This is a genomic window from Paenibacillus sp. VTT E-133291, from assembly GCF_002264395.1.
Lineage (GTDB): Bacteria > Bacillota > Bacilli > Paenibacillales > Paenibacillaceae > Paenibacillus_AQ > Paenibacillus_AQ nitricinens.
Genome location: NZ_NFVA01000015.1, coordinates 1 through 22934 on the forward strand (window position 1 = coordinate 1; position 22934 = coordinate 22934).

At 45.2% G+C, this 22934-nt stretch carries 19 protein-coding genes and 1 pseudogene; 11 read left to right on the top strand and 9 right to left on the bottom strand.

Features of this window, described 5'->3' with window-relative positions; translation table 11 throughout:
• Positions 1-180 precede the first annotated feature (180 nt).
• The gene (locus CA598_RS08995; RefSeq protein ID WP_094876309.1) at positions 181-933 is read right to left on the bottom strand and encodes an MBL fold metallo-hydrolase; all 753 of its coding nucleotides are present in this window, start codon (positions 931-933) and stop codon (positions 181-183) included.
• A gap of 126 nt (positions 934-1059) precedes the next feature.
• Between CA598_RS08995 and CA598_RS09000 the strand changes: the two are divergent.
• Positions 1060-1483 (top strand): annotated as a pseudogene (locus CA598_RS09000) (Lrp/AsnC family transcriptional regulator).
• Between the two features lie 209 nt (positions 1484-1692).
• Here CA598_RS09000 and CA598_RS09005 read toward each other — a convergent pair.
• Positions 1693-8514, bottom strand: a complete 6822-nt coding sequence (locus CA598_RS09005) for an S-layer homology domain-containing protein (protein ID WP_179283626.1) — start codon at positions 8512-8514, stop codon at positions 1693-1695.
• 204 nt (positions 8515-8718) lie between these two features.
• Between CA598_RS09005 and CA598_RS09010 the strand changes: the two genes are divergently transcribed.
• A complete protein-coding gene (locus tag CA598_RS09010) occupies positions 8719-9357 on the top strand; it encodes a pentapeptide repeat-containing protein (RefSeq protein ID WP_094876311.1) in 639 nt (212 codons plus the stop codon).
• Between the two features lie 13 nt (positions 9358-9370).
• On the opposite strand, the gene CA598_RS09015 is transcribed toward CA598_RS09010, so the two are convergent.
• Positions 9371-9841, bottom strand: a complete 471-nt coding sequence (locus CA598_RS09015) for a SprT family protein (RefSeq protein WP_081382729.1) — start codon at positions 9839-9841, stop codon at positions 9371-9373.
• A 120-nt stretch (positions 9842-9961) separates the two neighbouring features.
• Between CA598_RS09015 and CA598_RS09020 the strand changes: the two genes are divergently transcribed.
• Positions 9962-10324, top strand: coding sequence for a hydrolase/acyltransferase (locus tag CA598_RS09020; protein ID WP_094874035.1), 363 nt, complete (start codon positions 9962-9964; stop codon positions 10322-10324).
• Positions 10325-10389: 65 nt separating this feature from the next.
• On the top strand, positions 10390-10527 hold the full coding sequence (gene cmpA, locus CA598_RS09025; RefSeq protein ID WP_094874036.1) for a cortex morphogenetic protein CmpA: 138 nt from the start codon (positions 10390-10392) through the stop codon (positions 10525-10527).
• A gap of 75 nt (positions 10528-10602) precedes the next feature.
• Here cmpA and CA598_RS32220 read toward each other — a convergent pair whose 3' ends face one another.
• Positions 10603-10773 carry a hypothetical protein gene (locus CA598_RS32220; RefSeq protein ID WP_156113060.1) on the bottom strand — a complete coding sequence of 57 codons (171 nt, stop codon included), beginning with the start codon at positions 10771-10773 and terminating at the stop codon, positions 10603-10605.
• 322 nt (positions 10774-11095) lie between these two features.
• Positions 11096-11590, bottom strand: coding sequence for a DinB family protein (locus tag CA598_RS09030; RefSeq protein ID WP_094876312.1), 495 nt, complete (start codon positions 11588-11590; stop codon positions 11096-11098).
• Positions 11591-11757: 167 nt separating this feature from the next.
• Here CA598_RS09030 and CA598_RS09035 point away from each other — a divergent pair, with 167 nt between their 5' ends.
• On the top strand, positions 11758-12324 hold the full coding sequence (locus CA598_RS09035; protein ID WP_094876313.1) for a CGNR zinc finger domain-containing protein: 567 nt from the start codon (positions 11758-11760) through the stop codon (positions 12322-12324).
• 490 nt (positions 12325-12814) lie between these two features.
• On the opposite strand, the gene CA598_RS09040 is transcribed toward CA598_RS09035, so the two are convergent.
• From CA598_RS09040 to CA598_RS09050, 3 genes are all read right to left on the bottom strand, one after another.
• Positions 12815-13333 carry a GNAT family N-acetyltransferase gene (locus CA598_RS09040; protein ID WP_094876314.1) on the bottom strand — a complete coding sequence of 173 codons (519 nt, stop codon included), beginning with the start codon at positions 13331-13333 and terminating at the stop codon, positions 12815-12817.
• Between the two features lie 63 nt (positions 13334-13396).
• Positions 13397-13882 carry a DUF6933 domain-containing protein gene (locus CA598_RS09045; RefSeq protein WP_094876315.1) on the bottom strand — a complete coding sequence of 162 codons (486 nt, stop codon included), beginning with the start codon at positions 13880-13882 and terminating at the stop codon, positions 13397-13399.
• 51 nt (positions 13883-13933) lie between these two features.
• On the bottom strand, positions 13934-15913 hold the full coding sequence (locus CA598_RS09050; RefSeq protein WP_094876316.1) for a GTP-binding protein: 1980 nt from the start codon (positions 15911-15913) through the stop codon (positions 13934-13936).
• 175 nt (positions 15914-16088) lie between these two features.
• On the opposite strand from CA598_RS09050, the gene CA598_RS09055 reads away from it, so the two are divergent.
• The 5 genes from CA598_RS09055 to CA598_RS32225 all read left to right on the top strand — a co-directional run bounded on the left by CA598_RS09055 (position 16089) and on the right by CA598_RS32225 (position 20764).
• The gene (locus CA598_RS09055) at positions 16089-16880 is read left to right on the top strand and encodes an SDR family oxidoreductase (protein WP_094876317.1); all 792 of its coding nucleotides are present in this window, start codon (positions 16089-16091) and stop codon (positions 16878-16880) included.
• A gap of 86 nt (positions 16881-16966) precedes the next feature.
• Positions 16967-17941, top strand: coding sequence for an S-layer homology domain-containing protein (locus CA598_RS09060; RefSeq protein ID WP_094876318.1), 975 nt, complete (start codon positions 16967-16969; stop codon positions 17939-17941).
• A gap of 671 nt (positions 17942-18612) precedes the next feature.
• Positions 18613-18927, top strand: a complete 315-nt coding sequence (trxA, locus tag CA598_RS09065; RefSeq protein ID WP_094876319.1) for a thioredoxin — start codon at positions 18613-18615, stop codon at positions 18925-18927.
• 25 nt (positions 18928-18952) lie between these two features.
• The gene (locus CA598_RS09070) at positions 18953-20344 is read left to right on the top strand and encodes a DHA2 family efflux MFS transporter permease subunit (RefSeq protein ID WP_256990429.1); all 1392 of its coding nucleotides are present in this window, start codon (positions 18953-18955) and stop codon (positions 20342-20344) included.
• Between the two features lie 243 nt (positions 20345-20587).
• On the top strand, positions 20588-20764 hold the full coding sequence (locus CA598_RS32225) for a hypothetical protein (RefSeq protein WP_179283627.1): 177 nt from the start codon (positions 20588-20590) through the stop codon (positions 20762-20764).
• Between the two features lie 188 nt (positions 20765-20952).
• Here CA598_RS32225 and CA598_RS09075 read toward each other — a convergent pair whose 3' ends face one another.
• On the bottom strand, positions 20953-21699 hold the full coding sequence (locus CA598_RS09075; protein ID WP_094876321.1) for a hypothetical protein: 747 nt from the start codon (positions 21697-21699) through the stop codon (positions 20953-20955).
• A 57-nt stretch (positions 21700-21756) separates the two neighbouring features.
• Between CA598_RS09075 and CA598_RS09080 the strand changes: the two genes are divergently transcribed.
• Positions 21757-22923, top strand: coding sequence for a UvrB/UvrC motif-containing protein (locus CA598_RS09080; RefSeq protein ID WP_256990430.1), 1167 nt, complete (start codon positions 21757-21759; stop codon positions 22921-22923).
• Positions 22924-22934 lie beyond the last annotated feature (11 nt).

A 22934-nucleotide genomic window follows, 5' to 3' on the forward strand; every position in this document is an offset into this window, starting at 1 on the left:
GAGTGCTCTACCAACTGAGCTATCAGGGAACATTAGAAGTAAATTAGAAGTGAACATGAATTAATTTATCATGATTTCAAGGTCTAGTCAAGCAAGTAAAATAATTTTTGTGATCGTTTTCAAATTCATACATTATTTCTGCCTGTAGGTAGATTTAAGAGGGGATTACTCCCCCTTTGTTTATACGTAACACCATTCTCCATCTTCCGGAAGCTGTACTCGATCCTGTAGTTCCTCCTTCTCCAAGTGAGCTTTTAGCTTATCCCGGGTAACAAGGCAATGATTGATGGCGTTCATGTGTATTGCAAACACTTTAGTAGAAGGAGCATATTCACATAAGTCTACGACATCCTGCTCATTCATTGTAATATGGTATCCGCTTAAAAACTGTGCGCCACCAGCATTAACAATTGTCACCTCAGGATTAAAAGCATCCAATGCTATCTTTACCTTATCACACCAAATCGTATCACCTGCCACATATAGAACAGGTTCGCCTTCGGCCTGAAACACAAACCCGGATACCTTACCCATAAGTTTACCAGTCACTCCAGTGCCATGCCGTCCATCAGTACGTGTTATAGTTATTCCATTGAATGTCAGAGAATCGCTAATTTCCGTGGTATGCTCAAACCCCTGCTTCGATAATTTATCCCCATCTCCTTCCTGACATAATAGTGGCAGATTATGCGACAACAAAGAAATGGCAGCGGCATCCCAATGATCTGGATGAAGATGCGTGACAAGAATTGCATTAGGACTCAACCATTGTTCTACTGCTCCCGGCAAAGGAACGAGTGGATTGCGACGATCATTTTCCGTATTAAAAATGGGAGGATTAACACCCTCCTCACTCAGCATAGGATCAATCAAAAATGTACTTCCCCCATACTCCAGCCATAAAGTTGCGTTGCGAATATGCTGTATTTTCATCATAAGCCCTTCTTTCTTTCAGATCTCTTCTGCTACAATTCATTATAGAAGGACCTTGAAACAGAATACATTGAGATTGGAAAGAGATTGGCCTGTTCTACTTTCACGCAGAAAGGATTTTTGATAATGATGAGTTCTTATTCTATAGATGATGTGGATTTCCGCATCCTGCAGCTTCTAATTAAAGATTCCACGATCAGTCACAGAGACATTGGGCAGCTAGACTGGCCAAGCCGTGGGCGCGCGTATTCGCAAAATGCAGGATACTGGAGTGATTGAAGGCTACACCGTCCGCTGGAATCCAGATAAGGTTGGGGAAGCGATCCATGCCTTTATTACTGTTTTTTTGAATTCAAATATGGTCCATCCAGCCTTTCAGACATTCGCACAACAACATGCCAGTGTAAAAGAAATGCATCGGGTCAGTGGAGAAGGCTTCTATTGGATACGTGTCCGTACTGGAAGCCAAGAGGATTTGAATCTCTTTCTCGACGAGTTTCTGAAGTTCGGAAATTACAGAGTTAATCTATCGATGGGAAAGCTGAAGTAAAACTACATCGTATATGAGGTCGCTATCGGACCCAGTTGTCCTTATAAGCAGCATAATCGAATATTTGGTATACTTACGGACCCTCTAGTCGCGATTGGCATTGAAAATCATCAAATATGTTTGTCCAAAAAAAACGTAGAGCAGCGATTCTCCAATTACTCGAGAATCGCTGCTCTTTTAGTAGAATATTGTAGCTTTTATAACGAAAACTAATTTAATAATCCAGCAGTTTTAAGTAATCTCGCTAAGATCACAGCGGCCTCTGCACGGCTAGTATCACTGTCAGGTGCAAAGCTGTGTGCGGATTGGCCTTTCATGATTCCTTTTGCGGTTAAGGCATTCACCGCCTCTTTAGCCCAAGAAGAAATCGATGAAGCATCTGTGAAAACATTTGTAGCCGCATTTGCTCCAGATTCTTCACCTCTAAGGTTCAACAGCTTCAGTGCTCTAGCTGCCATAACAGCCATTTGCTCCCGTGTAATAGGAGCATTCGGACGGAAGGTTCCATCCTCATAGCCTTGAACCAGTCCTAAGGCTGCAGCGCCTCTGGCATCTGCTGCATACCATGATAAATCGGACACATCGCTGAAAGTCTTCGTTGTGTTCGCAGCGACTAGCCCTAGTGAACGAATCAGCATGGCTGCGAAATCGGCACGACTGACAGATTTCTGAGGTGCAAACATATCTGTGGATTGTCCGGTCAAGATCAATCGACTGGCAAGCATCTCGATCTCATTCTTCGCCCAGTGTGAAGAGAGATCTCCAAAGGTCACAGGGTGCAGCGCAGCGACGAATATACCACTCGCACTACTGCTCTTAACAGTAACCTTGGTCATCCCACCTACGAGCTCGAACAATGCAGGTACATAACGGAAGGAACCCGTCAGTTCATCGTAAATAAGGACTACTCCATTCTTAGCGTCTATGGACTCCTTAATGATAAATGTACGTTCCACATATGTGGTACCGAACCCATTTGCAAGTACAATGGTTTTACCATCTGTGACCTTTAAGGTGACACTTGCCGGAGTTCCTTGCACCATAAAGCCTTGTTGCTTAGCCTTGGCAAGCAGTTGTTCCAGTCCTTTTCCACTTAGCGGACTTAGTTGGAACTCCAGTGTGCCCACTGGCATCTGTGCAGCTTTCAGTACACTCTCTACAAGTCCCAATGGGAAGCGATAGCTCATATCGCCACTTCCAATGACAAGCACCGCATTCGGGCTGAGTGCTGCCGCATTGCGTAAAGCTTCTGCACTAAAGCGGGCTATACCGTCGCCGTTAGCTGAAATCTCGATAACCGTCTGCCCAGCAGTCGCCTTAGCTTTTAGCTGCACATCATAATTAGCAGCTGGTGTAGGCGTTGGAGTAGCAACAGGTGCAACAGGATTTACTGACCCCGTAGAGTCTGTCGGACTAGGAGTACTTGTTGGTTCCACCGGATCTGTTCCACCATTTGGTCCTACCACCTCAAGTGTATACATTCTCATCTCGTTGCCAAAAGTTACCGTGAAATCTGTACTTCCCACTTTAGTTCCACTAAGACTGTCGTTTGTAAATGTAGCAATATCACTGTTCATAATCTTAAAGGTAGCTTGTGTAGTAATATCCGTTCCTTCTTTGTCCAGTACCTGAAGGGTAGCAGACTTACCCTGCTCTAATACTACAGGTCCGCTCTGTCCATCTGCTAGCTTGATGGAGAAAGGTTTAACAGCTGTGGCTATTCCTTGGTTTTGTTCTATAATGCTTAATTCAGGAGATGCATTAGTCAGGAGGTTCATCCGTTCGCCACGAATAATCAAGTTGTCGACGAGCAGGTTACCTTTCAGATTTTTCGTAACTTCTATACCACTTGTGCCTGCCCCGTCTAAGACATTATTCGTCAGCACAACTCCATCAATCGTCGTGAGCGCTTCTCCCTCAAGATTACCGTGGGCAATCAGGCCAGAATAGGTGCTGTCGAGCGCCGTATTGTTACGGATGAACACTTTTCCTTTCAGATCACTCTCACCAGCGTACAGCCATAACGCACCGAGATTCACCCCATAACCGGAATCATAACTACCTGTGCGAAGCAATGTATTCCGCTCCACGATAGTCGTTCCTTGGAACGGCTCTGCGGAGAAACGGGTAGATACAGCGATCCCGGCTCCGTTAGTCACAGTGTCTTTTACCACGTTATCTTGAATTCTGTTATCTTTACCACCGAAGACCACAATGTTATCGGCCAACCACGGTAATGAGACGTTATTAAAGCGTGCCGTATTGTTATAACTCAGTGTACGTTCCGTACCATTCATATCATTCAATTTGGCATCTGTGAACGACCACATCGCAATTCCATCATCCCCTGGATAGCGGATGTCACTTTGTTCCATCATGCTGTTGCCAGTGCCTACGGCAAAGTTAATTCCGTCCGCCATCAGATTGCGGATTCGAAGACCTGCCATATACAGACCATTCGTGCGAGCCTTCTCACCAATCGGTTGTGTTAACCACAAGCCTGCTTTGGTATGTTCAATCCATACATTCTGAATGACCGAGCCTTGACCAAAAGCACCATGGAAAGCGTTCGTGAACGCCTCATCATCCCGTACATTAATGCCCCCTTCAATCAGCAGATCGTATACGCCAATCATGCCGCCGTGACCGTAGAATTTGGCTCCATTCAGCACGGTATACCACATGCCGGCTCCTCGGATTTCAGCCTTATCCAGATCGAGCAGACCCTCTCCAACATTAAAGGTACCCGCTGGGAACCACACCCCTTTTCCTGTCGCATTCGCTTCGGCAAGGGCTGCCTTGAAGGCTGCGGTATCATCACCCTCATCATTCGCTACCGCGCCAAAATCCGTTACCGAAATAAAGCCGTCAGGACGAGTTAACTCAGGAGCTACCTGCTCCATATCCACCAGATCGATGACATAAGAAGCTGCATGGTCTCCTGTTCCCTTTTCTAAACGAATAGTCGCTCCAGCAGGAGCATCGCCAATCAGAGCATGGATTTCGTCAAAGAAGCGATGTCCACTACCTTGGCGTGGATCATTTGACCATGGGTAGCTGCCATATTCCCAAGCGTATTTTGAAGTTAGATTCAGCTGTTTCTTAACTCCATCTACAAATAGGGTCAAAGTTTCCTCCCCACCAGCACCATCCGGACTATCCGGAATGGAATAGCGAAGAACAATAGAATTTGCTGCTTCTGCAAGCTTGAACTCTATATAGTCCCCAGTATTCTTCAAGGCGACGGCTTGTCGTCCAGAAGCCTCAGAAGCCATAGTGCGATATTTCCGCGAAGGACCGATTAGTGTTCCGTTAGTCACTGCATCCTCAGCTTCATAGCTAATATAAGGAACTGTTGCCCCGCGGTAAACTTTGTTCACGCTATTTTTTACTGTCAGGCTATCAATGTTTACTTTATTCCAATCGATATTGTCGTTGCTTAGAGAAACGGTGTTGATTCCTGCACGCAGCTTCAGTTTCACCTGTTCAGTCTTCCAAGAGGAAGTATTGACCACATTCACATTAGCCGCTTCCTTCAGGCCGTTCACCTCAAGCAGCAGATCCGTTACATTACTGGAATTATTCTTGTAACGAACAACGGCATCATATTGTCCAGCCTGCTGAGCATTGACTGCAAACCGTATAACATGATCGCCTTGGAATGCTTCTCCTCCTGCATAAATTGCATCTGTAGGGATAGGCAAGAAGCTCCAAAGAACGCTGTCAGTACCCACAGCAGAACCCAGTTGAACAGCCGATGCGTCATGAGTAAGGAAGCCCGTTTTATCCGCACTTCTCAGGAGATTGTAGCCTAACTTCTCTTCCAGGGTCCACTGGGAACGTTCTGTTTCCCCAGAAGCTAACAAGACGGCTTGGTCTGCTTCATTTAAAGAAAGATATTGTTTGGTCTGAACATTCAATATGCGTTTACGTCCATTTACATCTTGGACGATCCATTGGGAGTGAGCCGCCGTGTTGGAGGCTTCTGCATATACGAGTGCCCCTTCTTGTTCAGCCAATACTTTGCCAGTCAGCCCTTTCGGCACGATCGTTATCATGTTGGTATCATTCTGAACTGGAGTTGTTGTATCGTTATTGCGCAGTTCTCCAGACGGAGTAGTAAACTCCTGCTGAGCCGCTTCAAGTGTCCATTGCGCTAAGCCGTCACTCTCTAGTAGGAGCGCACGTTCTGCATATCCCGTCTTATTCGCAATGTTTATTAATTCATCGTCGTATTCTCCATAGAGACTACGAATAGTGTAGTGCGTATAATCGGAAGCCAAGCTTACTTCCCAAGCAGATGCTCCGTCTATAGCCGGTTCCGCGATACTGCTCTCCAAGTATGAATAATCTCCATTCAATGTTAAATAATGTCCTGTTGCTCGATTGATAATCGTCTGTTTACCATCCTCCAAAGATATATTCCAATGTGAGAATCCATTGTCTGCTGACGGCTGTCCGTACAGAACAACGCCGTGCTCATTCTCGTATAAATACTCCCCACTGCTTGCATTCTTAAATCTTACAGGGTAAGCAGGGATCGGTGGCGCAATCGCTTCAACGGCTTCGGCGGTAAAGTGTGCACTTTTCCGATCCACTGCATCTGCTGCTTTACTGATTCGTAGAATAGGATTGCCATTGTCACCCGGAGCACCGTAGATATAATGACCCGCCCACGAGCTCATAATGGTAGTCACACCGGATGCCTGCGTATCCACCTTCCACTTAATGCTGGCCCATACATCGTATACAGTTTGTAATGTCTGAACGCTTACGTTAGGCTCAATTTCATCTACAGCCCCACCTATATGCTCCAGGGAGAGATAACGTCCGGTACCTTTATTTTTAATCTTCACAGATCCATTGCTGCCAGCTATTTCTTGCAGCTGCCAGACAAAGGTATCGTCATTCATATCAAGTGAACCATAAGTAGCCTGACCTACTGTTACATCCTCGTTCGCAGGAGTTAAAGCTACAGGATTTGGATCAGCGGTTACAGATTCCGGCTTATCCTGCGGCACCACTACTTCAGTAGCCTGCGAATCATAGACAGCTTCGGTGACAGTCTTAGATGCTAGCAATTTCTCTAGTACATCTGGAGAAGTCAACAAAGGACCATCCTTAAGATATTGATCCTCACCATTTACAGCGTCTAGCTTGAAGCGGAACAAGTCCGGCTTTTTCTCAGTAACGGTAACAAATCGCCACTGTGGGCTGCCCCAGCCTGGATTGATCACACCATACTCAGCGTATTTCGTAAGATTCTGGAGGGAGATAAACTTTTCAGGGAATTTATTAGGTTCCTTGTCGAGAACACTGCTGATTACGTATGTGTTGTCGCCAATATTTTTGCCTGTCCAGATATATTCTCGTTCCACATTATTCCTGTCTGGAAGCTCAGTGACCTGGATATGGCCATCTGGCATATTCATCGTGTTAATGTAGTGGCCTGTTTTCTTGTTCTTGAATAACTTACGGCCATTATATTTCTCAATCAGCCATTGATCTGAGCCATCCTTCTGTATATTTCCATATTTCAAGAGGCCGTCAGCAGACTCATACCAATAAAAAGACTTCCAGCCATTCTGAATACGATAATATGGAATGGTGCCATCCGTTGGTGTATTAGGATCTAGAAGCTGCCACTGGGCGCTCAATGAAGACGCATCCCCGATTGCTCCAGCACTGTCTCCACCCAAGGTAGATAGATAGATGCCTTTGCTCTCTACATTTTCTAGTGTCAGATAATCATCATAATCATCAGAATCTTTAAAATTCCATTGATCCGATGGTTGGCTTCCACTGATCTGCTCAGCCTTGGCTGTGCCATCACTATATGAAAGATAATGATTAGTAGCTGCATTACGGATACGTTTATTGCCGTCATAATCCTCTATATACCATAGATAATCGGATGAATCAGCAGGATCTGGAGCAATTAATCCGTGCTTAAGCGCGCCATTTGTGGATTCATACAAGAAATCTGTAGCTACTTGTGCATCTGTATAAGTGGCCAAGCGTATAGGCTGCAACTCGGAAATAGGTACGATTTTCCACTGAGCATTATGACTGGTTGCTTCACCCGGCCAACTGTTAGAGCGCACGTTATTGTCTTCATCAAACTGAGGATTCAGCCATAAAGGTGTAGCTCCGTCGGTTAATCCTTTATTACTTAAGGTAATGAAACCCGCTCCATCCTCGCCTGGTGCATCTTCTTTCACCCATTCACTTAGCTTTACGTTCTCCGCATCGATTTCTTGCGAAAAAACACCTGCCCAAGTCACTTCATTTTGCTTAATATAATGGCCCGTCTCACGGTTTCGAATCATCAGTGTTCCATCGTCCGTTCCCGGCTCAAGAAACCACTGGGCTGCCTCATTCTTTAAAGGCTGTTTGCCGTAAAGTACATTTCCTTTTTCCTCATACATCACCTCACCGGGACGCATCCGGCTTTCCAACCGTACAGGCACTGTTCCTGCATTAGGGTCGATAAAAGCCCACTGTGGACTCTCAAACGTAATATTGATATCCGAGCTTACTTGCGCATAACCAAGCTGATTCTCCTCGTGGATCACCAGCTTACTCTCAGGCACGCTCGCGCTTCGGATGATCATGTATCCGTTTCTATTGGAAGTATCGATCAACCACTCATCCTTAACACTTCCCGCTCCTTGGAGATCTGCCGCCTTAAGCGTATCCTCTTTGCCGTTATTACCAGCCAGTGTAATGTAGTGACCGGTCTTCACATTCTTAATGCGTGACAGACCATTCACCGTCTCCACTGTCCAATGCGATGATGTGTCCGCTGGATTGGTCATGCCATAACGCACGATTCCGTCAGAAGTTTCATATAAAAAGTTATTTTTCCACTTATTCTTGATGAGTACCGTCCCTGATGGAATTAGCCCTGCGCCTGTTCCGTTGGCCCCTTCTGCTCCTACGGAACCGCTACCGATTCCCCTCACAGGCAAGCTTGAGAAAATCAGCAGCATCGCGAGCAGACCCGCCATCGCGGACCTGAATCGTTTCATAAATGTGCCCCCTCTTCCTAATATGGACTTCCCTTCCATCTTAGTTTGACAACGCTTACAAAACGATGTGTGATTTTATCCAGAAAAAGGTGTATTTGTACGTATCTCCCGCAAGACCTTAGCGCATATGAAAATTGACAAATCTGCTAAACCCTATGATAGTTAATTTAATTAGAAACAAGCATTCATTAAATGGAGGTACATATGAAATTCAAAATGGATTCACCTAAAATAACTGATCCAGAAGCTCTACTCCCTGAGCAAATATACTCACTACAAACTAAAGATGAATTCAGTCGTTGCAGCATAAGCGATACAGTTTTTGATAATCAAGAGGCTAATAAGGTCAGCTTTGATCAGGTAATTTTTAAAAATGTAACGATTATCGAGTCCTCCTTAACGGGTATTGAGCTGATGGATGTGATTTTTGAGCGATGCGATCTATCCAATGTGGATTTTACGAATGCGATTATTCATCGAACCGAGTTTAGAAACTGTAAGCTCATCGGTACGGACTTTACAAGAGGCAGATTCCAGAATGTTCGCGTGGTAGATTGTATCGGGGATTTCGCAACCTTTCGATTGGCTAATCTGAAACAGGTTGCTTTTGAGAATAGTTCATTGATGAGCTCTGATTACTACCAATCGAATTTTCAGAAGGTCAGCTTCAGCGAATGTAATATTGATCAAGCCACAATGTCAGGATCAAAGCTTAACGGGATCGATCTTAGTGACTGCGAGTTCAGTGGCTTGATCGTGGATATACAAGATTTAGAGGGATGCATCATTTCGCCTCAGCAAGCTGTTTCCTTTGTAGGATTGATGGGTTTGGTTATAAAATAACACCCTTGCCTGCTTACTGGACTTCCAGTGCCAGCAGCTTCAGCTTACCCGAACATTTGCCGCATCGGTAGCGCTTTGGGTCTACTTTTCGCTTACGCGGATACTCCATGGCACACGCTGTACAGATCAGCTTGTACCGATAAGGCAGTGACTTCCGTGCTTTGGCACCCGGCAATGTCTGACAATAGCGACTCCCGCCGACTTGTGCCAGCAGTCTTTTGAAATCCGTGTCACGATGCATATACCCTCGCTTCGCCAAATGCAGATGATAATGGCAAAGCTCGTGTTTTATAATTTTCTCCGTCTCTTCTCTACCGAACATAGCAAGCTGATGGGGATTAATCTCTATATTATGGCTCTTGGTAAAATATCGACCACCTGTTGAAGATAATCGGCTGTTAAAGCTTGCCTTGTGCCTAAAGGGTACGCCAAAGCTGTCCCGTGATACCTGCTCAATCCACAGCTGCAGCTCTTCGTTGCTCATCGTTTCCATAGCGTTCTATCACAAGTCCTTTCCACGGGAATTAAGATCTCTACTTGAATTGTAACTTGTGCATAGGCTAAACTGTCAAGAAGGAAGACAAGTACGGAGGGAGAATGACCAATGCCGAAAATGCGGTATGTAATTTTGCAACAACATCAACAATTGCAATTCGTGGAAATGCCCGAGGAATATGCGTACCAGCTAAGTGCGCTCAATTTACGTCTAAACAAAGAAATCGACAAGCTGACAGCCGATAATGTACCGGATCTGCCCTTAGCCATTGCTGAGTGCGATTCCCTGGATCTGCTGCGTGAGGACTACTCCCTGGAGTCTGGCCTGGATTATATCAATAGATTGGAACAGGCCTTTGCCTCTGTTCAGGAGCAGAAGAACTATCCGCTCATTTCCCTGCTGACCGAGATTCGGGCGCTGCAAGCTCAATTAGAGCAGTGGTATGAAGAGGAAGCAGAAAGCATTCTGTAAATCGTCACCTTTAGGCTCATTTCTCCATATGCTAACTTACGTAAGCAGTTAGAGGAGTGATACCCTTGCCACAGTGGCTCTGCCATCAACTGATGAAAGCCTATTACAAAAAAGACCGCCGTCAGATCAAGCTGCTGAACGAGTGCTGGTTCTTTTATCGTAATTCTGCGGAATCACCGGATTCCATCCAGAGAAATTTATAGGATTCGTTACATTCAAAAATCCATCCCGCTTCCTACAGGGGATGGATTTTTGTATAGGATTCGTTGTGTTCCCAATTAGAACATAGGGAATACATATCTGACCAAGAAGAAAAGTGCTCCGAAAAAAATAATAATATAAGCTGCATATTTAATAAAGGTAGATGCGACAACACTGGAATCCGATTTCCTTTGCACCTCTGTATGCTCCACTTCAACGCTTCTATCTTTATAGCCCGGTTCCATCATCAATCTCTCCTTTCGAATATAGGCTGGTAGATAGTCTCCATTAACCCGGGGCTTTCAGAGTTGAAACAAAATTCCAAATCGAACCAGTTATTATCCGGCATCATGAAACTGCTCTATTTCTTTTACGCTTTCAAGCACATCGCCTTGTGCTATAGGGATGCAGGACTCCCATTACTTCTCTAGATTGTTCAAAAAATAATGGGCTGCTCACCGATTCCATATCACAGCATCCCAAAAGGTTAACATCAAGAAAAGCCACACAACCGCTACACCAGGTAAACCAGTATAGAGGAGTGTGGCTTATATTTTCATTGTAGAGGTTCTAATTAAAACTACGGTTGGAAACCCAGGAACCTTGCAGTTTACGAAGCATAATAATTTGTCCAGTGTGGTATGAATCATGCAGGATAAGACTCATTACCTCTTCCCCTGGGGCATGACCCGATCCACCCCAATCATATGCGCCTTCTTCCAATGCCTCAATGATTTCTCTAAGAGCAGCATGCATGTCCTTCAGCTCTGCAACGGTCTTCGCCCATGCTTCTTCCCCTTCCGTTGTTACAGTGAAGGTATCATCGTTGCTTTCAGCATCAGGTTGTTTGGGCAACCCTTTTAACTTTCGCAGCAACCGTACCTTATAATATGTTAGATGGTTGACCGTCTCCCAGATGGAATTGATTGTACTCCCCTCTGGCTTCCAAAGCGCTTGATTGCTGTCCACACCTTCCAAAGCATCACTTAACGGCGGAGCCCAATCCTCGACATCCATGCAATAATCCCAATTTTGCAGCAAAACCTCACTGATTTTATTTTGCATGTTAACCTCCTAATACAAGCTGAATTATGTAACTACTTAAACCAACATATAGTGGTTACAAAAGAAATGTAGCATAATTCCACCATCCTTTCAAGTAACTAGCTAATCTTATTTTTAAGTGTTACAATTAATGTTATAGAGCGTTGTGCGGAAAGGATGAACCGAACGTGTTGTGGGAGGATTTCATTAACAGTTACTGGCGGGATTGGCGAACAGGGAATAAAAATAACGATCAGGATAAGCTCGAAGATCCGGAGTGGCTAGCAGAACAGTTGAAGAAGTATACTCTACTAGAAACAGAAATGCCAAATACTATAGAACTGAAGAAGCTCAAAGCGCTTCGTTCCCTACTATGGGGATGGGTACAGGCTATTGTACAAGGAAAATCGTCGATGGATGGAGAAATGGTGAAGCAGCTCAATGTCTATATGGACAAGGGTCCTGTTACGCGACGAATTGTATGGTATAGCGACGATCAAGCGGAGATTTCATTATTACCACTATATAGCGGCTGGGAGCAGGTAATGGCGGAGATAGCGGCGTCTTTTGCGGAGGCATTGCTTGAAAAAGAGCCCTCTCGATTCCGCATCTGCGATAATCCTGATTGCCTTTGGGTGTATTACGATGATACACGTAACCGTTCTAAGCGTTACTGCGATGACAAGGCCTGCGGCAATCTCATGAAGGTAAGACGGTTCCGTGCGCGAAAGAAGGCTGAGTCTGAGGGGGAATAAAAAGTCGCTTTGATGAGGGGTCCGATATATGACCTAGCTGAGCTGTTGTCCTCTAGCAGCATTTTCTAGCAATTAAACGATCCCTATTACTAAAACATTCAGGCAACGCTTCTCCGATTATTTATCTGTGGAATAGCTGTATTTCATACACTTATTCCGTTTGTATATGGACTTATGGTGACTTTAACTGTATTCTATACACTTAAAAACCTGAGATTAGGCCCAGAACGAAATAAATCACCAAAATAGGTGTATGAAATACAGCTATTTCCTTTGGAGAGCTATTCGCAAGGGGAATAGTTGTACAAAGTACATCTAAAAGCTTATATACCTCGCTCTGTCGGCTTTTTGTGCCTGTATTCCGGATGTTGAGGTAGCTCTGTCGGCTTTCTTTGCCTATAATTCCGGATGCTGAGGGAGTTCCGTCGGCTTTCATCCTTTTGATATGAGGAGCTCCATCCGAGCTAAAAGTCCCGTCTATTAGGTTTGCTTATCTACCCACAAGCCCAATATCTCTCCACCCCATCATGATCTCTTCAACCATCTCATTTCCAATTTCCACTTCCTTCGTCGCAACAGATTCACCACCCACTTTGTGGTAAAAATGAATCGCCGGATTGCCCACTAGCACCCAAGTCATGAACGAGCTATAACTTTTCTCCATTAAATGCTGTGCTACGCTTCTAATAAGCAGCTTCCCTAAACCTTGTCCTTGGTATTCCTTAAGTAAATAAAGGGCGTATAGCTCTGCATCGTACATATCGGGCACTCTTCGGGCTCCTCCATTTCCAAATCCAATAATCGTCCCCGCCTCATCTTCAGCTACATACATAACCTCGTCTTTATGGAGATTTTCAAAATTCAGAATCCAACGTTTCTTTCTAGCTTCCACGGTGATTTTATCAAGAAACTCGTCCGATATTAGCCCTTTATAGGTGGTTTTCCAACTCATAGCGTGGACGAATGCGATCCCGTCTATATCCCTAGATGTTGCTTCTCTGATCTTCAATTCATAATCCCCCTTTAGATATCGGATATAAGCTTTAGCTAGTCCAGCATTGACATTACTTACTTATGAGTAATAACTACTTAACGATTCTCTGAAGACATCAATTGGCTCATTATAGTCAATAGGTTTGTATATAATAGTGTTCAGCCACTTATTCCGCTCCAATAAGTTGAAATCACTTTGAGCTACCGAGTTGTATAATGTTATTTCATTCATGGTTCCAAGAACACTTTTATTGTTTGTACGAGAGATAGTTATTTCTCCGGCCTCTAATAAATACTGATTAATAAGCTGCTTCTTGAAACCCTCCTGCAACAAATACTCCTTAAGTTCTATTCTAAACTTCTCTACCAGCTTATTAGCTTGGCCACTTCTTATTCCATCCAGTAATATACATAGCCGACTTGCATCATGCACAAATAAAATATGTTTTTTTCTAAGCTGCAGTATATTCACATGCCAACTAAAAAATGTGGAGACATCTTCCACTTCTACTGGAGCTACTTTCATATCTTTTAATAATTTCTGCGTATATCTTAGTACTAACATCACTGCCACTCTCCTTAGTTCTTTCATTCTGCCTGTTAATTCTTTCTCAACTTACCCCTGCAACGCCTTACGCACGCCTAATATATATTTCGCCTGATCCAGCGGATTCACACCCCGGCGGGTGCGCTCAGCAGATACGTCAGGTGGACATTCTTCATAGCCGGCAAAAAAAGAAGTGAATGTGCTGCGCCCCTTCGTGTAGGAGCTTAAAGTAACGGGATAATCAAGCGACGTTGCCAGCGGCAAACGCCCTTCGATGATCATCCGCTCGCCTTGCAGCACAGGTGGCTCGAAGGTGCCGCGCATCTGAACCAAGTCGTTCATCACTCGGCCGCCATTCTCCTCAGGGACAACGATACGAACCTGAAGAATCGGCTCCAGCAGCTTAGTGCCTACCCGTGCGAGTCCATCCATAATCCCCATCGGAGTCGCTACGGCAAAATCCAGCGGATGGGTATGCCATACATGATGCTGTCCCTCAATCAAGGTCACTTTAAGATCGGTAACCTCCCAGCCGTACAAGCCCTGCTGCAACGCTTCCGGCACACGGCGTGCGGTCTCGCTCTGATATTGCGGCAGTAGATCGGAGCTCCGCACTATCGAATCATAGACTAAACCGCTGCCAGGAGGTCCAGGCTCAATCTGAAACCGCAGAATCGCCCAGCATGGCTTAGGCATCGTATATGCTATAAAACCTTCCCCAACAGAGGCTGGCGTTTCTTTATAAATGACAGAGGGCTGGCCAAAGGTGACCTTGAGGCCATATCGCTCCTCCAGAACACTGTTCAGAATCTCCAGCTGGATAGGCCCCATTACTTTGATATGCAGCTCCCGCTCATCCTGCAGCCACTGCGTATCCAAGAGCGGATCTTCATCCGCCAGCTCCTGCAATGCTCCGATAACCTTATGGTCATCCATATCGGTTCCCCAGAATACGCGCACCGTTAGCAGCGGTACAGCGAGCTTCGCTTCCGCCGGTATCGCCTCCGGATGACCAAGCACATCTCCGATCCGCACCCCCGATAGACCATAGAGTACAGCGATATCGCCCGCTTCAAGCGCTCCGACATCCTCAGTACGGCCGCCCTCGACCTTGCGGATCTGGGTCACTTTCCCCTGAATATCCTGTGTGTAGTTCATCACCGTATCGCGGTTACGGATCATCCCTTCATAAAGGCGGACAAACGCCATTCGCCCCATGCTTTTATCACGTTGAATGTTGTAAACGATACCTGACACCGCACCCTCAACATTCCCACCAGCCCGCGGGAAATACTCAACCATCGCGTCCAGCAATGCAGTAATGCCAAGCCCCTTGGCGGCAACACCATAAACCATTGGGAAGAAGCGTCCTGAAGCGGAAGCTGTTTTCATATTTTTTTTCCAGGCTGCAAGATCAATCGGACTGCCTGACATATACGTCTCCAGCAGGTCTTCATCCCGCTCAGCCAATGCCTCTAATAATTCTGTCTGTATAGCAGGATCAGCATCCCTTCCCCATAAATCAATAGCTTCTATGTACTCCTGCTCTTTGCCTATCGGTTGCTGAACAGGAATGATATCACTAGATAAATAATTTCTCGCTTGTGCCAGCACAGCCTCAGGGTCTGCACCTACACGATCCATTTTGTTCATAAAAATAAGCGTCGGTATTCCCAGCTTCCTCAACGCGTTCCAGATCATCTCACTTTGAGCCTGCACACCCTCTACTGCCGACAAAATTAACACCGCACAATCCATCACTCGCAAAGACCGTTCAACCTCTGACAAAAAATCGACGTGTCCCGGTGTATCAACGAGGTTGATTTGCACGCCTTGCCAAGCAAAAGAAGCCAATGCCGCCCGAACGGATATTCCTCGTTGCCGCTCCACATCCATAGAATCTGTCAATGCTGTCCCCGTGTCTACGCTGCCAAGCGCTTTAATGCGACCGCTTTCATACAAGATATGCTCTGTTGTTGTCGTCTTGCCGGCATCTACGTGGGCAAAGATCCCCACATTAATCCGCTCTGCTCCTTGCTGCTGAATCATCTATAGTTCCCCTATCATGAGCTAGATTGGTCTGAATTTATATTGTACAAGTCCTTATGTCTCATAGTAATACATCCCTCCTTGTTGTTCCACCCTCATGCTAAATTGGTTAAATTCAGCTATGCCGGGTATGTAATTACTATTAAGAGATCTAACGTCGAGGAGGAATTTCATCATGACAGAGAAACGTTTGCAAAATAAAGTTGCAGTAGTCACAGGCGCAGGTTCTGGTATCGGAAAAACTACCGCCATACGGTTCGCCCAGCACGGAGCTAAGGTGTATATGCTTGATCGCACCCCTGAGGAATCCTACGAAACTAAACGTGAAATTGAATCCATTGGGGGTACAGCTACAGTTATCGAATGCGATGTTTCCAATCCAGGTCTTGTCGAAGAAAGTATTCGTAAGGTTGCGGATGATACTCAAAAGATTGATATTATTTTTGCGAATGCCGGCATTAATGGTACATGGGCTCCAATCGAAACACTAGAAATCGAAGATTGGGACCAAACGTTAGATACCAACCTACGCAGTACCTTTGCCACGGTAAAATATGCTATCCCCCATATGAAAGAAAATGGCGGGAGCATCATTATCACTAGCTCTATTAACGGAAATCGAGTGTTCTCGAACATTGGTGCTGCTGCGTACTCCTCTTCCAAGGCTGGACAAGTCGCTTTTATGAAAATGGCTGCGTTAGAGCTGGCGCAATACGGTATCCGCGTAAATGCGGTTTGTCCTGGATCGATCGACACTCAAATTGGAGATAATACGGATAAGAGCGATGATCTTCAAGAAGTGAAGATTCCTGTGGAATATCCGAAAGGCAATCATCCTCTGGAAGATGCGCCCGGTAAACCTGAACAAGTAGCCAATCTAGTATTATTTCTCGCCTCGGATGAGTCTTTCCATGTCACAGGAACTGAGATCTATGTAGATGGTGCCGAGTCACTCCTTCGCGGATAACATTTTACTTGAATCTTCATAATATTTTAAATAACCTGCAACATTTTGGTCTAATCTACCATCTAAGGGTATGGAGGTGACGCATAATGAAGAAATCATTATTCATAAGTAATGTCAAAACAATGACGATAGCCTGCGGTATTCTAGCAGCAAGCCTGTCATTTGGAGCATCCGCTTTTGCTTTTTCGGATTTGAAAGGTGATCCTGCGGAAGCAAAAATTAACTCCCTGCATAAAGAGGGAATTATAAATGGAGTAGACAGAGATAAGTTCGCGCCTAAATCTAAAGTAAGCTTTGCCCAAGGCATTCAGTTCATCGTTGGTGGTCTGAATCTGTCTCCGAAGCCAGAGGCGGGTAACAGCTCATCCAAAGCCAGTGATTATTTTGATAAGGTGAACGACAAATCCTGGTATGCTTCAGCCTTCCTGACTGCTAAGCAAAATGGTCTTTCACTTGATCGAACAGTAGATCCTAACGGAACCATCACCCGTGCTCAGTTCGCTCACTTATTGACGCAAGCACTGCAAAGTAAAGGTAACTTCCCGGTTACACTGATGTATGTAGACATTAAGGATGGCGATAAACTTTCTACAGAGGTTATAAATAGTCTCCAGATCCTGCTGAATACGCATATCGCCACACTCGATAAGAACGGTAATTTCCGGCCAAATGATGCCATTACCCGCTCGGAAGCAGCCGTTCTAACCTACGATGCAGCTGCTTTTGCCAAACGCGTAATTGTGTCTAATGGCAACCCTACTACTCCAACCTATGAAACTGAGGTTACATTAACCAAAGCGGGTGAAGGAGTAAATAAGGCTACACTGACCGTTAACAACTTACCGCATCCAGGATATGGACTAGTGATTGAGCGAATCGAATTTGGCAAAGACAAGACCGCTGTCATTTATTTTAATGTGACTGCTCCTGAACCAGGAAAAATGTACGCACAGGTGATCTCAAAAGCATCTGTTGTCACTTATCTGCCAGAGGGCTATAAAGCAATCGCTAAACCTGTAACCGGCTCTGCATCTTATTCGCCTTCCAGTGCGGCACAATAATATAGATTGAACTTGAGGTTTTTAGAATTAAGGTTCAGTCGCAGCTGCGGTGAATATTTGGCTTCTTGCTGCCGTCAATGACGGCTGAAATACGTAGAAGCTTATGCTTATGAAGATCTTACAGTTCCAAAGTTCCCCTTCGCCTCTCTTCCCTTTCCTCAGGTTTCTAAGTTCATTTTTATAAGCAAATAAGGGGTGCCTCAAAAGCCATCCTATGGCTGCTGAAGCATCCCTTGTTTGTTGTTCCTTTCTCCCTATATCCTAACTCCAAACTCTGATTGATTAGGTAACGACTATCGGAACCTGTTTTGAGTCAACCCGGCAAACCCTTGCTGTGCTTGAGAAAAAAAGAAAAACTGCAAAAATTCTTGATTCTATAAGGATTTGATAATTCCCTAATGACCGAATTACTTACGCGATTCAGGTTCGAGTGGCAGCAATATCGTGGAAGTTCGAGTCCTCTCGACCGCATCATTTACAATCAAAGATCTCTCAACTGCTTCGAGAGCAGTTGAGAGATCTTTTTGTTTTATAAGTTCAAATAAGTGAAAATCTGTTTGACAAAATAATTAATTAGATATATTGTGGATATTCGAAGTCTATTATTTATCCTAATTATAGATATAATAGATCTATAATAGATTTAATTAATCTTGAAAGGATGATTCATAATGGCAATTCTCCATGCGGAAGATGCTACTTTTGCACAACTCATTCAATCGAAAGGGACAACTGTAGTCAACTTCTGGGCGCCCTGGTGTGGACCATGCCGGATGTTTACACCTGTGCTTGAAGAGTTTGAGCGGGAGTCGGATGAAACAATAACTGTAGTGAAGGTCAACGTGGATGACAACCCGAAGACGACTGGGAACTACCACGTGATGAGTATACCGGCCACCCTCATATTCAAGGATGGACAACCACGGCAACAAGAGGTGGGAATGCTATCCATACATGCCTTGCAGCAGCTCGTTGCATCCGAATAGTTCCTCTGAAAGCGGTGAAGATAGCTTGACTAATAAACCCAGCATTATTGTTGCCTCCCTGGTGGTTGCCAATTTTCTAGCTCAATTAATGCAAACGATGTTAAATACGGCATTGCCGCGTGTCATGCAGGATCTTGCCATTCATGAGAATCAAGCGCAGTGGCTGATTACGGTATACTACCTGATGATAGGTATAACTGTACCTGTTGCCGGATTTTTGATCGGAAAGTTTACTACGAGGGCCTTGTTCATGGCCTCTGTCGGAGCGTTCACAGCAGGAACACTGATTGCTGGGATCGCCTGGAGTTTCCCTTTAGTCCTGACAGGGCGTTTGGTTCAAGGCATCGGTGCGGGCCTGCTGTTTCCTCTGTTTCAGACGACGATACTCAGAGTCTTTCCGAAGGAGAAAATCGGTGCAGCGATGGGAGTAGTCGGTTTAGTTCTGGGGTTGGCTCCTGCACTTGGGCCTACTCTGTCTGGGTTCGTAGTTCAGAACCATTCATGGAGACTGTTGTTTTACGCTGTAGCGCTGCTTGCAGCCGCCAATTTATTCTTAGCTCATTTCACGCTGCGGAACGTAGGAGAGACTCATCACACCAAGCTCGATACCAGGTCCATTATCTACTCTTCACTCGGCTTCGCTGGCATATTGTATGGATTTAGCATTGTCGGAGAAGAAAAGGGGAATCTCGTTGTCGCTGGGGTCGTCCTTCTGGCCGGATTCCTGATCGTGGCGCTGTTTATTAAAAGACAGCTAAAGCTCACGGCACCTTTGCTCGATTTCAAGCTGTTTCGGCACCGCTCCTTTACCCGTTCTTCTATTGTGGGGGTGATCTTGTTTGCGGTGATGGTGGGAGTTGAACTCCTTCTTCCTCTGTATGCACAGACGATAAGAGACTTAACACCAAGGGAGTCTGGGCTTATGCTGTTGCCAGGTGCACTGCTGATTGGTGTCTCTGGTCTGATCTCAGGCAGATTATATGATCGTTTTGGGGTTAGCCGTGTAACCCAGGGAGGATTTCTGCTCATTGTGATCATGGCAGTGGCTCTTGCCCTCACGTTATCAACAAAGACATCCTTTAATCTACTGGTTATAATGTATGCCCTGCTTATGTTTGGAGTAGGGGCAGTAATGGCCCCAATTACAGCCTATGCCATGGCAAGTATCCCAAACACCATGGTTGCTCATGCTTCTCCAATGACGATCACGCTGCGCTCGCTCAGCGGTTCAATAGGAGGAGCCTTGCTTGTAACGATAATGACTTCTACTGCGAGTGCCAGTTCCTTATCCTTTCCACTGAATATGCTCGAAGGGGTCCACATTGCATTCTGGACGTTGACGGTTCTTGCCGGATTAGGATTGTACTTATCTTTTCATCTGCAAGAAGCGAGAAAGCTCAAGCCTGCTAATATTTAATTTCTTAATCTATCCTGTATTACCCGGCAGAATTCTCTGCCGGTTTTTTTGGTGTGGCTTCCGGGGCAGGGCAATCCTGAAGCGAACTTGAGACTTCATGCTTAAAGCATACTTTCCGAAAAAAAGTTGTACTGAATATAATTTTCGCCCCACGTTTACAGCGGAGGCTCCACCAGGGTCTGACACATATTTAAGCAAGGGGTAGTACGAGGAATGGCTGGACACCTTGCGGTTTAGCGATGGTTGTCACCGAATGACGCCCATACCCAGACACCGCTCATTCAGGCACTTCAAGCCCTTCGGGATATCGCTGTCCTAACGGCAACAACACTGGTCTCGGAGATGGTCAGTAACGCGGTTTGCCAGCGCCGCCTCGTTTATGAGTTACTGCGGTCTGGTGCCAAGCGAACATTCCGGTAGGGAGGGAAGCATTCAAGGGAAATAGACCAAGACTGGCAATACCCATTTACGGAGAATACTCGTTGAATCCGATCTAAAGGCTAAAACATATAAATAACGTTGGCAGATACGGTAGATGGTGTGGATACGGTAGACGCAGTGGATATGGTGAACATAGCGGATAAGACTAATAAAAAAACCTCTACTTCTCAGGGAGTCCATTGATCATGAATAATGCCTACTAGAGCATGATCCTCTCCAATCTTCTCAAAAACTAGGCGCAAGCTGCGCCAGTCCATCCCCTCCACTGAAGGATCGATGCCAGCAATATGATACTCGACGAAATCGTATTGATCCTTGGGATACACTTCGTTTAGGTTATTGATTGTCGCCCCTTGCCCAAGTCCCTTATTCACAGCAGTCTCAGCCATCTGCATAAAGTCCGCATCGTAGACAAATCGCTTGTAGTAATCTGCAAATGTCATCTCAATTAAATCACCCGTGCCAGCAAATGTCCGCCACACCCTTTTGGTGGAATCATTCATTAATCCTTCTACTTCATCCCTGGTGAATACAAGATCCTTCTTCGTATCCACATGTGCGTATGGAGAAAAGCGTAATCCTTTCTCCCCATGAACCCAGGCCGCCAACTGCTTCATATCCTTATTTTTAATTGACCTTATGACTGTCGTCGCAGCTTCCTCTACAGTTGGCGGAAGTCCCTCCTGATCCAGTGGCTGATCCGTGCTTGATGGCTCCGTCTCCTGTAGTGGCTCCGTAGTAGCCGCTGGTTGTGCAGCTTGCGTCTGCTCTGGCGTTTGCTCTGGCATCTGCATTTGCGTCTGCTCGGGGGTCATCTTCGGTTCCGTTCCCGCTTCCGGCGTTCCACTGCATGCTGCAAGCCATAGCATAGCTGCTATCAGCGCGAGCCCACCTATATTTCTTGCGAAGTACATTAGATCCCTCCTTATCATTGATCCTCTATTCTTCAGACTGATTTGAACTAATGAAGGTTGCAAGCTTATACTAAGACTATTAATAAGATCTGGATTGACGGAGGGGTTACTATCGATTTATCAGAGAAACTAAAGAGCCTTCCCCTGACTCTCGGCGTGTATCTCATGAAGGATGGCCTCGGCCATATTATATATGTGGGTAAGGCGAAACAGCTGAAACGAAGAGTAAAATCCTATTTTCAAAACTCGAAGTCTCATTCCCCAAAGGTAAAACAGCTCGTTCGCCATATTAAAGATTTGGATATTATCCTTACAGATACCGAATTTGAGGCTTTTATGCTGGAGTGCAAATTAATTAAAGAAATAAAGCCCATGTACAATAGAAAAATGAAAAATCCACAGGCCTATACGTATATTGTAATAGGAACGGATGATAAAATGCCTTCGTTAGATATAACTTATGATCCTGCTGTCCATAAAGGTAACCATATTTGGGGTCCCTACACAAGTAGAAGTACCGTGGAAAGAGCCGTGCAAGGCATCAAGGAAAGCTCAAAAATCCTTTGCAGCAATCCAAGCTTCAAAAATTCTTTATGCCTAAATCATTCGCTTGGCTTATGTATAGGGATGTGTGCAGGCGGCGATGCTGCCGTTCAATATAATACAATCATTGATAAAGTCATTGCCCTACTAAACGGAACAGATTCCAGCCTCCTTGTGGAGATGGAGCAGCAGATGACTGAAGCTGCAGAGCAATTTGACTTCGAAACCGCCGCCAAATATAGGGATTACATCGGAGCCATCAGCTTCCTGAATCATAAAGAGAAGGTTATTGAATTCGCTGCAGAGAATCAGAATATCGCAATCCTTGAAGCCATGGATGAACAAACGCTTAAACTCATATTGCTCAAAGGCAATCGCATCCTGGCGCATACTAAGCTTGAATACGATCAACCCGATATTACTCACCTGCAAGCCGTTACAACATCAGCGATTGTAGATACTTTCCGCGGTGAACTTAACCAGGCCCCGGCAGCAATTACTCGCCATGAAATTGACGAAGCACAAATTATATACAGCTATTTAAAAAGCAACTCCTGCAGCTATATCATCGTGCAAGAGAATTGGCTTGCAGCCGAAAGTCCTTCCCGTCTAGACATTGCGGTGGACGAGCTGTTGCGTATCTTTTTAAATGCTGCTCCAGCCCATTTGTATAATTTTTAATTCTAGATATG

Bases quoted from the DNA above. Each gene is read 5' to 3' on its own strand.
- CA598_RS08995 (WP_094876309.1), bottom strand. From the start codon at position 933: ATGAAAATACAGCATATTCGCAACGCAACTTTATGGCTGGAGTATGGG.
- CA598_RS09005 (WP_179283626.1), bottom strand. From the start codon at position 8,514: ATGAAACGATTCAGGTCCGCGATGGCGGGTCTGCTCGCGATGCTGCTG.
- CA598_RS09010 (WP_094876311.1), top strand. From the start codon at position 8,719: ATGAAATTCAAAATGGATTCACCTAAAATAACTGATCCAGAAGCTCTA.
- CA598_RS09015 (WP_081382729.1), bottom strand. From the start codon at position 9,841: ATGAGCAACGAAGAGCTGCAGCTGTGGATTGAGCAGGTATCACGGGAC.
- CA598_RS09020 (WP_094874035.1), top strand. From the start codon at position 9,962: ATGCCGAAAATGCGGTATGTAATTTTGCAACAACATCAACAATTGCAA.
- CA598_RS32220 (WP_156113060.1), bottom strand. From the start codon at position 10,773: ATGATGGAACCGGGCTATAAAGATAGAAGCGTTGAAGTGGAGCATACA.
- CA598_RS09030 (WP_094876312.1), bottom strand. From the start codon at position 11,590: ATGCAAAATAAAATCAGTGAGGTTTTGCTGCAAAATTGGGATTATTGC.
- CA598_RS09045 (WP_094876315.1), bottom strand. From the start codon at position 13,882: ATGTTAGTACTAAGATATACGCAGAAATTATTAAAAGATATGAAAGTA.
- CA598_RS09050 (WP_094876316.1), bottom strand. From the start codon at position 15,913: ATGATTCAGCAGCAAGGAGCAGAGCGGATTAATGTGGGGATCTTTGCC.
- CA598_RS09055 (WP_094876317.1), top strand. From the start codon at position 16,089: ATGACAGAGAAACGTTTGCAAAATAAAGTTGCAGTAGTCACAGGCGCA.
- CA598_RS09060 (WP_094876318.1), top strand. From the start codon at position 16,967: ATGAAGAAATCATTATTCATAAGTAATGTCAAAACAATGACGATAGCC.
- trxA (WP_094876319.1), top strand. From the start codon at position 18,613: ATGGCAATTCTCCATGCGGAAGATGCTACTTTTGCACAACTCATTCAA.
- CA598_RS09075 (WP_094876321.1), bottom strand. From the start codon at position 21,699: ATGTACTTCGCAAGAAATATAGGTGGGCTCGCGCTGATAGCAGCTATG.